We start from the raw sequence: 11,959 nt of genomic DNA on the forward strand, positions 1-11,959 counted from the left end.
CGTCACTCCCGGGCGGCGCGCTTCGTCGTGTGCCGGGTCGGTGTCGCCTGTGTCGGGTCTTCCGGCCACGGATGCTTCGGATACCGCCCGCGCGTCTCGGCGCGCACCTGCGCGTACGGACCCGCCCAGAACGAGGCGAGATCGGCGGTCACGGCGAGGGGGCGTCCGGCAGGGGAGAGTAGATGGAAGAGCACCGGGACGCGGCCGTCGACGAGGCGCGGCGTCTCGGTCCAGCCGAAGCACTCCTGCAGTTTGACGGCGACGACCGGGGCCGCGTCGTCGTCATGCGGCGGGTAGTCGATGCGGATGCGCGACCCGCTGGGGACATCGAGCGCCGGCGGGGCGAGCCGGTCGAGATCGGATGCCGCGGGCCAGGGCACGAGACGGCGCAGCGCCGGGGCGAGATCCACGCGTTCCGCCCTGGCCCCCGTCGCGAGGGCATCGATCTCGGGGCCGAGCCAGGCATCGAGCGCGCCGAGGAGCGCATCGTCCGACACATCGGGCCAGGGGGCGCCCAGCTCGCGGTGCAGCAGCGCGAGGCGCCGGCGCAGGGCGTCGGCGGCATCCGACCAGACGAACACGCCGAGGCCCTGATCGCGGATCGCCCGGCGCACCGCGTCGCGCCCCTCGTCTGCCGAGGCGCGGGCGGGAGCGGACGAGCGGACGATGGCGCCGACGCGTCGTTCGCGGCGCGCGACGACGCGGCCGTCCACGAACTGCGCTTCGAGCCGGTCGGTGATCAGGTGCGCGGCGGCGACCTCGATGTGCTCCTCGCTGATCGCCGCGGCTGCGCGGATGACCGCACCGGATCCCTCGGCGGCGCGTCCGGAGGCACGGGTCACCTCGGCGACGGCGAGCCATTCGGCATCGGCGAGGGGGCCGCGCACCGCGGCTCGGGTGCCCGAGGCGAGCAGGAAGGTCGCGCCGTCGGGTGAGCGGTCCGCACGGCGCGCGATCCGTTCGGGGTAGGCGAGGGCGATGACGAGCCCGACGCCGTCCGAGGGCGACACCGTCGGTCCCGACGTGGACGTGAAGCGCAGCAGGCGCTCGGTCTCGCGGGTCCAGCCGCGGGCATCGGGGCCACGGCGTCCGCGCATCGCGACGACGGCCGCGGCCGCATCGACCTCGGGGAGGCGGCTGTCTCCGCCGAGCAGCGCCACCGTCTCCGCGGCGAGCCGGGCGCCGACGAGGGCGGAGCCGTCGCGGAGCGCGCGGGCCAGGCGCGGCGACGTCGGGATGCGGGCGAGGGCACGACCGGCAGGGGTGGCGCGGGCGTCATCGTCGATGGCGCCGAGCCCGCGCAGCACCGCGTGCGCCTCGGCGAGGCTCTCCGCCGGCGGCGGGTCGATCATCCGCAGGCCGGATCCGCCCGGCGTTCCCCAGCACGACAGCAGGAGCGCGGCGTCGCTGAGGTCGGCGGTAGCGATCTCGGGGGCGGGGCGCGCGGGCGCGGCGGCGAAGGTGCGCTCGTCGACGCAGCGGATGACGGAGCCTGGCCCCTCGCGCGTGGCGCGGCCCGCGCGCTGGAGGGCCGAGGAGCGCGGGGCGGCGGTCGTGACGAGGCCGCTCATTCCGCGGGCGGCGTCGCGGCGGGGCTGACGAGACAGGCAGGTGTCGACGACGACGCGCACACCCGGCACAGTCAGCGACGACTCGGCGAGCGAGGTCGTCACGACGATGCGCGGCGGCGCGCTCGCCGCGCGGCCGCGGATGATGGCATCCTGTTCGGCGGCGGGGAGCTGGCCGTGGAGTTCGCGCACGTCGAACGGCGGTGCGAGTTCGCGGGTGCGCCGGGCGATCTCGGCGACCTCGCGGAGGCCGGGGGCGAACACGAGCACGTCGGCGCCGGGGAGCTTCGCCACGAGCTCCCGACCGGCGGATGCCGCGGTGCGGGCGACATGATCGAGGAACTCCCGGGTGACGCCGCGCTCGTCGAGGCGCGGGGCGGCGCAGGGCGCCCAGCGCTCGGTCAGCGGGTGCGCGGCGACGGTGTGGGCGACGATCGGTGCGGGCGCTGCGGCATCGCCGAGCACCGCGGAGAGCCGTTCGGCGTCGAGCGTGGCCGACATGGCGATGAGCGCGAGGTCGTCGCGCAGCTGGCGGACCTCCCCGAGCAGCCCGATGAGCAGATCGGTCTCGAGACCGCGTTCATGCACCTCGTCGATGACGACGGCGTCCACGCCGTCGAGGCCGGGGTCGTCCAGCATCCGTCGCAGCAGGACGCCGGCCGTGACGAACTCGATGCGCGTGTCCGCGGAGACGGCGCGGTCGCCGCGGACGGTGAAGCCGACCCTGGTGCCGAGCGGCGACCCGTCGAGATCGGCGAGGCGCCGGGCGGCGGCGCGGGCGGCGATGCGGCGCGGCTGGGTGACGATGACGCGGCCGGGGGAGAGCGTCGCCAGCAGCGGCGGCACGAGCGTGGTCTTGCCGGTGCCGGGAGGCGCGCTGACGACCACGGATGTGCTCGCGCCCAACGCCAGGGAAAGATCGTCGAGGGCGGCCGCGAACGAGAGGCCTTCGCCGATCGCGGGGAGGTCGAAGACGCCGGCGGTCATCCCAGGTTGAGGACGAGGACGGTGATGACGATGACGGCGATCACGGCGAACAGGCCGCCGCCGCAGCCGATGGCGATGAGCGGTCCGTAGCCGAGTCGCGAGACCTGCGCGCCGGATGCGCGCGCGGCGGCGATGAACTCGGAGCCGCCGCCGGCGTGGAACGCCGCACCGGCCGATGCCTGGTTCAGTCCGCGTCCAACGTCGACGCCGGCTTCGAAGACCGGCTTGTCGAGGATGCTGGCGGCGGTGCCCGCGACGCCGTATCCGATCGCCCGGCCGACAGCCTCGGGCTTGGCGAGGATCGGGTAGCTCTGCCCCCGCACGATCAGTGTGATGCGCTGGGCGGCGGACTTCACGGTGACCTCCTGCGCCGGCACGCTGAAGTGCTGCGACCACCCGGTCGGCGTGCCGACCCAGAGCGTCACGACGCCGTTGCTCACCTCGGCCCTGGCCGGATACCAGCCTCCGGTCGTGTTGTCGCCGAGGGCTCCCGAGAACACGGCGGACGGGTACTGGTAGGGCGTGGTCATGGATCGAGTGTACGAAACGGGTTCAGGGGGTACGCAGAGGGGCCGCCCCGCGTGGATGCGGGACGGCCCTCTGTCGGTCACTCTGCGGTGGGAGCCGCAGCCGGCGGGGGAGTGGTCGGGTGGGGTTGGCGGACGGTCGGCGTGGTCGCGGCGGCGACGCCCTCGCCGATGCCGCGCCCGACGGCCTGACCCTGGATGATCGCGGCGAGGTCGAGACCTGTGGCCGAGCTGACGCTGTCGAAGACCGACTTCAGCGCCTTCGCGCTGTCGGCGCCGACGAGGTCGCTGGCACCGTCGCCGGAGCCGCCGATGATCGACACGTTGCCGATCGTCGCGTAGCCCTTGGCGAACTCGGACATGATCGCAGGCAGGGTGTCGAGCACGCGCTGGGAGAGGAACGCGTCCTGGTTGGAGGCGATGGCCTTCGCCTCGGCCTCGACGGCGGCGGCACGGGCCTCACCCTCGGCGCGGATGGCGTCGGCTTCGGCCTGGGCGCGCACGCGCCGGGCTGCGGCTTCGGCCTCGGCCTGCGCACGCAGCGCGTCGGCCTCACCGGTCGCACGGGCGATGGCGGCGGCGGCTTCACCGTTCGCCTTGGCCTGATCGGCCTGGGCCTGCTGCTCGGCGATGCGCGTGCGGGCCTCGGCCTGCTTGACCTGCTCGATCGCGGCGGCCTCGGCTGCGCGCTCGCGGGTGTAGAGCTCCGCCTGCGCGCGGGTCTCCGCCTCGTACCGCTGCGCGTCGGCGACGCGCTTGACGTCGGCGTCGAGCTGGGCCTGCTTGTTCTCGGCCTGCTGCTGGAGGACGGCTTGCTCGGCCTGGGCCCTGGCCAGTTGCTCCGCCTGCTCGGCTTCGGCGCGCGCCCGGCCGATGCCGGCGTTGGCGTTGGCCGTGTTCGTGTCGAGCGCGGTCTGCTCGATGAGGTTCGCCTCCTGGTTGGCGATGTGCTTCTGGTTGATCGCACGGTCGGCGTTCGTCTGCGAGATCTCTGCGGCCTGGCGCTTGGCCTGGATCTCGGGAGCGCCGAGGGACTGGATGTAGCCGACCTTGTCGGTGATGCCCTTGATCTGGAACGAGTCGAGGATGAGGCCCTGCTCGGCGAGCTCCTGCGAGACGTCGGCGGCGATCTGGTCGGAGAACTTCTTGCGCTCGCGCATGAGCTCGACGACAGACAGCGTGGCGACGATTCCGCGCAGTGCACCCTCGAGCTGCTCGGTGGTGAACTGCTCGATCGCCTTGTCCTGCGAGGCGAAGCGCTCTGCGGCGCGCCGCACGTACAGCGGGTCGGAGCCGATCTTCACGATCGCGACGCCGTCGACGTTGAGCGTCACGCTGTCGAGCGACTGCGCCTCGGCGTTGAGCGAGACCTGACGGGAGCGCAGCGAGATGATCTCGTGGCGCTGCGTGATGGGGTTGACCAGCGACTTGCCGTTCACGATCACGGTGACCGGCGACTCCTCGGTCTCGCCGCGGGTCGTGCCGTCGAGGGCGACGACGGTGCGCTGCACCTTCTGCTTGCGCCCCGAGATGACGAGGGCCTCGTCGGCGCGGGCGACCTTGATCCAGCTGCGTGCGAACAGCAGCAGGACGAGCAGCACGACGATGACGATGACGATCGCGATGCCGACGATGACGAGGATGCCGATGACTCCGGCGATCTCCATTGATGACCTCCCTGGTTTCCCCCCTCGGGGGTGGTCTGCGGTGTCGGACGATATGCCGACGCTTCCCTCCCACACTGCCAGATCCGCATCGTGTGCGCATCGTCAAAGCCTCGCCCGACGACTCACGCGGTCAGCGTGTACCGCGCGAGTCCTCCGAGCCGCGCCGTGCGCGCCGGATCGACGTAGGGCGGCGGGATGAACCACACCTTCGCTGTGGCACCTGTGCCTTCGATGCGGATCTCCCACCCGTTGTCGTGGATGCGATGGTGGCAGCTCTCGCAGAGCAGCACGCCGTTGTCGAGGTCGGTGGGGCCCGTGTCGCGCTGCCACCAGGCGATGTGGTGAGCGCGGGTCAGGTCGGGCGGCAGGGCGCACATCGCGCATCCGCCGTCGCGTTCGACGAGTGCCAGGCGCTGCGCCCTGGTGAACAGCCGCTTCTCGCGACCCCAGTCGAGGATCTCCCCGGCGGAGCCGAGCACGCACGGGATCACGCCGCCGGAGGCGGCCATCCGTCGCGCCGCGGCGATGGTGACGGGCTGATCGAAGCCGTCGACCGCGGCGTATCCCGTGCCGGCGATCAGATCGGCGAGGTCGACGCGGACGACGACCGTCGCGCCGGCGAGCGGGGGCGCATCGGCGCCGCATCCGAGGACGTGCGCGCAGAACGAGCTCAGCGCATCGGCCTGCAGCATCGCGACGGTGCGGTGGTCGGCGTCGGGTGCATCGGGGTCGATGGCGTTCTGACGTGCGGCGAAGGCGTTGGAGACATAGCCGGAGAGGGCGGCGCGGATCGGATCTGCGGACTCGATATCGAACACGCCGTGGAGGTGCAGGGCCCCGTTGCGTTCGAACATCGTCAGCGAACGGCGCGCTCGGACCTCGCCCTCGCGCGGCTCGACGCCGTCGGGGTCGAGCCAGGCCTCGGGCCGAGCGGTCAGCCGCCTGACGTCGTCGAGCGACAGACCCGCAGCCTTCTCGGCGAGCAACCGCTCGACCTCGTCGAGCGCTGCGGGATCGGTCGTGAAGCGCACCCGTTCGAGGAGCGCGATGATGAGCGCCGCTGCCGCCACGGACAGCGCCCCGCTGGCGACAGCAGCGCCCACAGCGGCGTACTTCGCCGGGAGAGGTGCCCCGAGCAGATCGGTGCGCGGCGCGGTCGCCTCGCCGACGCGCACCAGACGAGTGGCGTCACCGGCGGACATGCCGCTCGTCGTCGCGATCAGCTGAGCGGCAGTGCGGTACCCCTGCTGCTTCGCCGCCGACTCGGGCCCGAGCTCTCTGCGCGATTCGTGCGCGATGCCGGCCGCGACCTCGGCGTGCAGGGCGTCGAGGAGTCGCCGCGCCTCGCCGAGAGCATCGTTCGCCTCGATCAGTCGCGCTCGGGCGAGGGCATCCGCTCCACCGGCATCCGCCCACACCGCATCGAGACGTGCGAACGCCTCGTGCAGGGGAGCGAGATGAGCTGACATGCTCCCAGCGTAGAGCGGAAGCAACCACATTATCGAATAAATCTTTGATAATGTGGAAACTACCTACATTTGAATATCGAACATCATGACCCACGCAACTTCTCCGTCAGCGCCTGCAGCGCCTGCAGCTCGTCGTCGTCGAGTCGTGACATGCGCTCGGCGATGGAGCGGCCGTGCACGGTCGCGAGCTTGCGGAAGGCCTGGGCTCCGGCATCCGTCGCCCTGATCAGCGCTCCCCTGCCGTCTTCGGGATCGGGGCACTTCGCGATGAGGCCGCGACCGACCATGCGATCGATGAGACGGGAGACGCTGGGCTGGCTGATCAGCATGTTGCTGGTGATGTCGCGCAGGCGCGCCGTCATGCCGGGGGAGCGCGTGACCGTGAGCAGGACGTCGTACTCGGCCTGCGCGAGCTGGGCGTCTTCGAAGTCCTGAGACATCGCCTCGAACAGCTCGTGCTGCGCGCGGAAGAGGCTCTCCCACGCGTGCAGAGCGAGCTTGCGATCGACCATGGATCACAGCGTAGCCCGAGCCGCGCGATGTCGACGCCGTCGCGTTCCCTCGCGCGGGGGGCGGCCTGCGCGGGTGGGCGGGCCCGGTTGCCGAGGATGCAGTAAGGGCCAGGTCAGAGAGGCTTCTGACCTGGCCCTTGTCCCTTGCACCAAGAGTGTCCTGCAATCACATGAGGTGGATGCCACAGCAAACATTCACCGTGTGATCACTATATAACGGGGCGATAACGAATGCAACGGTTTGGTCACGAAAATTTCGGCCGGGTTACCCCGCCGCGGTGTCGAGGCTTCCCTCGGGGAGCGCGATCACGCTCCAGACGGTCTCGTCGGTCGCCGTGAACTCGTAGGCCGGCGCGAGGTACTGCGCCCCGTCGTCCCACACCAGCGCGAGCCCCAGTCGCACCGACTCGATCTCATGCTCCGCGATCGCCCAGGGCACACGGGACCCGGCAGGGGGGACGGGAGCCGGAGTCGGGGTCGCGGAGAGCTGCGACTCCGTGCTGATCCAGTCGGGCTCCGGGACTGCGATCGGACCCGTGAAGTACGCGGCGTCGTCCAGGCGTGCGGCGGCCTCCGCAGGGCTCACGATCGGATAGTCGCCGAGCGAGACGACGTCGCCGAACGGTCCGTCCGCGTAGGCGATGCCCTGGGCGTACACGGTGATCGACGCCGTGATCATCGTCGTGCTCCCGCCGACGATAAGCGAGGCCTGGGCGTACACGGTCCTGCTCGACTCGTTGGGCGTGAGGGAGATATCGACGGCGTCCTCGTCGATCTCGAGCGCCGAGAGGAAGCTCGAGACCGCGTCCTGCACGAGTTCGTCCGACGGCATCGGCGTCTCGGCCATGCAGCGGGCAATCTCCTGCTCGAACGCCAGGGCGTCGTCGTCGTTCAGGGTGTTGCGTGGTCCGTGCAGTGTGGTCGCCTCTTCTTCGCAGACGGTGAAGGGGTCGGGGATGCCGCTCCAGTACGACGCGTTGCCCAATGGCGACAGTGAGACGTGCGCGCCGCCGGTGCCGCTGACCGCCAGCGAACCGAAATCCTCAGTGCGTGCGGTCCCCGCGACGCCGAGGGCGGCAGCGATCCGTTCGGCCTCTTCGGGGGTGAAGAGGGTCGCCGAGTCGACGGCGTAGACCTGCGCCGATCCGGCATCCGTACTGAGGTTCGGCAGGACGAAGCGGTGGTGCTCTCCGAAGTATCCCCATGGTGAGACGGTGTCGGTGGCGGTGCTCTCGGACTGGGCCTCGGCCACCATCCCGCTGCCTCCTCCGAGCGCGATCGGCGGGGTCGGATGCTCGGGAGTACCCGTCTCGACGGCGATCGGAGCGGATGCCGGAGGCGCCCCGACTCCGCCCGCTCCCCACACGTACCCGCCGCCGAGGGCGACGACGACCGCCGCAGCCGCAGCGATCGGGAACAGTCGGCGCCCCCTCGCCGGGGCGGGGTCGGATGCCGCGGGGATCCGGGCGATGCGCTCCCTCAGCTCGTGCGATGCCACGGCACCCGCCGCGGGGTCGGCCGCCCGCAGGGCGTCTGTGCTCTCGTCGCCGATGTCGTCGTTCATGATGCGTCCCGTCTCGTCGCGGCATCCATACGCATGGTCTGTGTCAGCCGTCGGTGCCGTCTTGCACTGCCGTGCCCCAGATGCCGCGCAGTCGCGCCCGGGCTCGGGAGAGCGCGGCGTGCGCGCCGGAGCGCGAGACGCCCAGCGCCTCGGCGAGCTCTTCGCCGTTCAGCCCCTCCCAGGCGTGCAGCAGCAGGATCTCCCTGTCGCGTTCGCTGAGCGCAGCGAGCGCCCGTGAGATCCGGTCGCGCTCCGCGATGCGGTGCGCGTGGTCGCCGTCGACGGGCTCTTCGGCCAGCTGCAGCGGCAGACCCTTCGCGCGGCGACGGTGGTTGGCCAGCACGAACCCCGCGGTGCGGTACAGCCAGGGCAGCTCGTGATCACGGGGCACGTCGTCGCGACGGCGCCAGGCGGTCTCGAACACCTCGGCGGTCAGGTCGTCGGCGTCCTGCCGGGCCGCGCGGCGCAGGAAGTAGCGGTGCACGGCGTCGAGGTGCACGCTCACCTCGGCCGCGAACCACGCGGTCATGTCGGCGTCTCGTCGCCCCACGGCGCTCCTCACCCAGGTCCCGGCGGGCCCTCCCTAGGATTCTGTCGGCTCGCCGGAGTTTCTTGCACCCCGTCCTTTCGCCCCATCACCTTTCGCCCCGCTTTTCGCCGAGAAACCACTTTCGTCGTGAGACACCCCCTCTGGCGTGGTGTCTCGCGACGGAAACGACACCTGGCTCCGCTCCCGTGGGCTGCGGGATTCCTGCGCCGCCTCACCGCCGACGCGTCGATCATCGAGCTCAGCGACGGTACGCGGGGATACCAGGGCGGCTAGGGCCTCCTGTCGCCGTGGCCCTGGCCCGGGCTGTCGCTTCCGCTCCGACTCTCGCCTACGCCCTGCCTGTTCCCGTTCTGCCAGCCCTGAACGTCTCCGCCTTGGCCGCCTCCGCCCCGACGGTCTCCGCTCTGCGCGTCGCCGTGTCCGCCATCCCGGCTCCCTGCGGTGCCGGATGCTTCCGCGGAGCTCGGCGTTGTCGAGACGGAGACGGCCGTGACGACCGGCGCTGAGCGCGGGTCCGTCTCCGGCGCGCTGCGCTGCCACCCGCGCTGATCGTTCTCGCCCCGCGTCGAGCGGCTTGCGTCGCCCTGGTCGAGATGCCACCGGCGGATGCCTTGTTCCGGGGCGCCCTGGCGATCGGCCCTCGGGGTGTCATGCGTCGCCGATGCCACGACGGCTTGGGCCGTCGGCGGCGAGGCGCTCGACTCTGACGGTGCGGCGCTCGTGGCCGTCGGCGGAACGAGTGTCGCTGCGGCAACGATCTGCACGGAATCCGACGCCTGATCGTCCACAGGAAGAGCGAGCAGGCTCCCGCTGACCGAGAGCGCGAGAGCGCTTGCCGCTGCGGTCGGCCACAGCAGGGGCGAGGCGTGCGTCGCCGCCTCGGCGACGGGCTGCGCTGCGGCGGTCAGCCCCGCCCACGTCGGCAGGTTCGTGACGCTCGCGACGGCTGCCGCCGCCTGGTCGGCGGGGAACAGCGCCGGCGCGATCACGAGTCCGGCGCCGCCGGCGAGGAGCGGGCCGAACGACATCGCCTTCGCCAGTTGCCTGGCCTCTCCCGCAGCCGACCGGCACTCCGGGCAGTCGTGCAGGTGCGCGGCGACGAAGCGCTCCGACCGGGGGGAGAGGTCGTTCTGCGCGTACGAGCCGAGCAGTTCGATGACCCGTGCGTGATCTGTGCCCTCAGGTGCGGTGCGAAGGTGCGCGCGGATCCACGCCTTTCGCAGGGCATCGCGGGCTCGATAGGTGAGCGCTGCGGCGGAGTTGGGCCGGATGTGCAGCACTGTGGCGATCTCTCGCGGTGGCAGCTGCTCGACCTCGCTCAGCCACAGCGCGTGCTGCCATCGTTCGGGGAGGGAATGGAACGCCTCGGTCAAGGCAGAGGCGTCGGCCATCGAGTCCACGTCGATCGCGCCGATCGTCGACGTCTGCGGCGTCGTCTCGTCGAGCGTGGTCGTCCGGGGCGCGCGGCGGGCGTCGGTCATCCACGTGTTCTTGACGGTCGTCAGCAGATAGGGGCGGAAACTGCGCTGCGGGCCCTTTCCCGCGCGCAGCTGCCTCAGGATGCTGACGAAGGAGTCGGCGACGACGTCTTCGGGATCGGGTGGTGCTGCCCCCAGGCTGCGGGCGTACGCGACGGCCACCGGAGCGTGGCGGCGCCAGAGCTCGGAGAATGCGTGCCGATCACCGGCGCGGCTCTTCTGCAGCAGACGAGTGTCAGAGTCGGAGCCTTGAACGTCGCTCGCATCGTCCATAAGACCTCACAGGTGGGACAGTCGGCTTCGGGTGCCGGTGAAGTGAGAGTACCCCGGATGGCGGACGTGCACCTACAAGGAGGGTGGGTGCGGGTGGGGTCGGAGGGGGAGGACCCCACCCGCGAGCCGCGACTGAGGGGGAGGCGCGGCCAAGACTCCGATTCGATGGCCGAGGCCAGGAACCGATCGTCGTTACATGAGCATGACGCGGTGCCGGGTGGATCATGACGCCGTTCCCGAAACTTCTCAGAAATCTTCCGCGCCTAGCGTCGGCGGATGACCATCATCGTCCAGAAGGCGGCGTGGGAGCATCCGGATGCCGTCCGTCTGCGCGCCGCCCAGCGCTCCGAGCTCGACGCCCGCTACGGCGGCGACGACCACGAGCCGGGCGTCGCACCATCGGCCGACGACGTGCCGGTGTTCCTGATCGGGACGGATGCCGCGGGCGAGGCCGTCGTGTGCGGAGGGCTGCGCCCGCTGCCCGACGACGTGCTCGGTCCGCGCACGGCCGAGATCAAGCGGATGTACGCGGCGCCGCGATCACGCGGCACCGGCGCGGCGACCGCTCTGCTGCGCGCACTGGAGGAGGAGGCGCTGATCCTCGGCATCCGGCGCCTCGTCCTCGAGACCGGCACGGCGCAGCCCGAGGCGGTCCGCTTCTACGAGCGGGAGGGCTACGCGGCGATCCCGCTCTTCGGGCACTACGCCGGGAGCGAGCTGTCGCTCTGCTTCGCGCGCGACCTGGGTGTCCGCCCGGGGGCGTAGCCTCGCCTCATGGCCTCCTTCGCGACACTGCGGACCCCGGTCGGCGTGATCGGCGTCGCCAGTTCCGGCGCGGCGATCACCCGGGTGACCTGGCGGTCGTCCCCGCCGGTCGGAGCGGATGCCGGCGCCGACGCGCTACTTGACGAGGCTCTCGCGCAGCTGCGCGACTACTTCGCCGACGGCAGACGCGAGCTCGACCTGCCCGTCGACCTCGGCGTGCAGACCGATGCGACGCGTGCCGTGCTCACGGCCCTGCACGAGACGGTCCGCTCCGGCGAGACCGTGACGTACGGCGAGCTCGCCGCGCGCAGCGGCACGACGATACCCGCGCGCGGCATCGGGGCGATCATGGGCGCGAATCCAGTCCCGCTGATCGTGCCCTGTCACCGGGTGGTCGCCAGCGACGGACTCGGCGGATACTCCGGCGGAGAGCAGGGGCGGGGGCTGCAGACCAAGTGCTGGCTGCTCGAGTACGAGGGCGCGTTGCCGACATCCCTGTTCTGAGCAGCGGCGTCGCGTCGCGGCATCCGTCCGTGTCATCCGCTCTCCGCCACCTGCGAGAATGGAGTTCCGCGCCGATTGCGATCTGAGGAGCCCCC

10 protein-coding genes are annotated in these 11,959 nt (G+C 71.5%); 2 read left to right on the plus strand and 8 right to left on the minus strand.

Annotated features, from left to right (window positions below):
* Window positions 1-2 precede the first annotated feature (2 nt).
* From hrpB to QM568_RS07930, 8 genes are all read right to left on the minus strand, one after another.
* Window positions 3-2,555, minus strand: coding sequence for an ATP-dependent helicase HrpB (gene hrpB / locus QM568_RS07895; RefSeq protein ID WP_415137544.1), 2,553 nt, complete (start codon window positions 2,553-2,555; stop codon window positions 3-5).
* On the minus strand, window positions 2,552-3,085 hold the full coding sequence (locus tag QM568_RS07900) for a hypothetical protein (protein ID WP_415137546.1): 534 nt from the start codon (window positions 3,083-3,085) through the stop codon (window positions 2,552-2,554). The genes hrpB and QM568_RS07900 overlap by 4 nt, the downstream gene beginning before the upstream one ends.
* Before the next feature lie 77 nt (window positions 3,086-3,162).
* Window positions 3,163-4,749: an SPFH domain-containing protein gene (locus QM568_RS07905; RefSeq protein ID WP_415137548.1), complete on the minus strand. Its 1,587-nt coding sequence runs from the start codon at window positions 4,747-4,749 to the stop codon at window positions 3,163-3,165.
* Window positions 4,750-4,871: 122 nt separating this feature from the next.
* A complete protein-coding gene (locus QM568_RS07910) occupies window positions 4,872-6,218 on the minus strand; it encodes a DUF222 domain-containing protein (protein WP_415137550.1) in 1,347 nt (448 codons plus the stop codon).
* Between the two features lie 83 nt (window positions 6,219-6,301).
* Window positions 6,302-6,730, minus strand: a complete 429-nt coding sequence (locus QM568_RS07915) for a MarR family winged helix-turn-helix transcriptional regulator (protein WP_415137552.1) — start codon at window positions 6,728-6,730, stop codon at window positions 6,302-6,304.
* 265 nt (window positions 6,731-6,995) lie between these two features.
* Window positions 6,996-8,294, minus strand: coding sequence for a hypothetical protein (locus tag QM568_RS07920; RefSeq protein ID WP_415137554.1), 1,299 nt, complete (start codon window positions 8,292-8,294; stop codon window positions 6,996-6,998).
* A gap of 43 nt (window positions 8,295-8,337) precedes the next feature.
* Complete coding sequence (locus QM568_RS07925; protein WP_415137556.1) at window positions 8,338-8,823, minus strand: RNA polymerase sigma factor; 486 nt, start codon at window positions 8,821-8,823, stop codon at window positions 8,338-8,340.
* A 290-nt stretch (window positions 8,824-9,113) separates the two neighbouring features.
* Entirely contained in the window at window positions 9,114-10,595 is a 1,482-nt protein-coding gene (locus QM568_RS07930) for a sigma-70 family RNA polymerase sigma factor (RefSeq protein ID WP_415137558.1), read from the minus strand.
* A 276-nt stretch (window positions 10,596-10,871) separates the two neighbouring features.
* On the opposite strand from QM568_RS07930, the gene QM568_RS07935 reads away from it, so the two are divergent.
* The gene (locus QM568_RS07935) at window positions 10,872-11,360 is read left to right on the plus strand and encodes a GNAT family N-acetyltransferase (protein WP_415137560.1); all 489 of its coding nucleotides are present in this window, start codon (window positions 10,872-10,874) and stop codon (window positions 11,358-11,360) included.
* Between the two features lie 9 nt (window positions 11,361-11,369).
* Window positions 11,370-11,864, plus strand: coding sequence for a methylated-DNA--[protein]-cysteine S-methyltransferase (locus QM568_RS07940; protein ID WP_415137562.1), 495 nt, complete (start codon window positions 11,370-11,372; stop codon window positions 11,862-11,864).
* Window positions 11,865-11,959: the final 95 nt, after the last annotated feature.

Source organism: Microbacterium sp. (assembly GCF_047607465.1).
In the GTDB taxonomy this organism is placed as follows: domain Bacteria; phylum Actinomycetota; class Actinomycetes; order Actinomycetales; family Microbacteriaceae; genus Microbacterium.

Excerpts from the sequence above, each read along its gene's own strand:
- QM568_RS07935 (WP_415137560.1), top strand. The coding sequence starts at position 10,872 with ATGACCATCATCGTCCAGAAGGCGGCGTGGGAGCATCCGGATGCCGTC.
- QM568_RS07915 (WP_415137552.1), bottom strand. The coding sequence starts at position 6,730 with ATGGTCGATCGCAAGCTCGCTCTGCACGCGTGGGAGAGCCTCTTCCGC.
- QM568_RS07930 (WP_415137558.1), bottom strand. The coding sequence starts at position 10,595 with ATGGACGATGCGAGCGACGTTCAAGGCTCCGACTCTGACACTCGTCTG.
- QM568_RS07905 (WP_415137548.1), bottom strand. The coding sequence starts at position 4,749 with ATGGAGATCGCCGGAGTCATCGGCATCCTCGTCATCGTCGGCATCGCG.
- QM568_RS07920 (WP_415137554.1), bottom strand. The coding sequence starts at position 8,294 with ATGAACGACGACATCGGCGACGAGAGCACAGACGCCCTGCGGGCGGCC.
- QM568_RS07940 (WP_415137562.1), top strand. The coding sequence starts at position 11,370 with ATGGCCTCCTTCGCGACACTGCGGACCCCGGTCGGCGTGATCGGCGTC.
- QM568_RS07925 (WP_415137556.1), bottom strand. The coding sequence starts at position 8,823 with ATGACCGCGTGGTTCGCGGCCGAGGTGAGCGTGCACCTCGACGCCGTG.
- QM568_RS07910 (WP_415137550.1), bottom strand. The coding sequence starts at position 6,218 with ATGTCAGCTCATCTCGCTCCCCTGCACGAGGCGTTCGCACGTCTCGAT.
- hrpB (WP_415137544.1), bottom strand. The coding sequence starts at position 2,555 with ATGACCGCCGGCGTCTTCGACCTCCCCGCGATCGGCGAAGGCCTCTCG.
- QM568_RS07900 (WP_415137546.1), bottom strand. The coding sequence starts at position 3,085 with ATGACCACGCCCTACCAGTACCCGTCCGCCGTGTTCTCGGGAGCCCTC.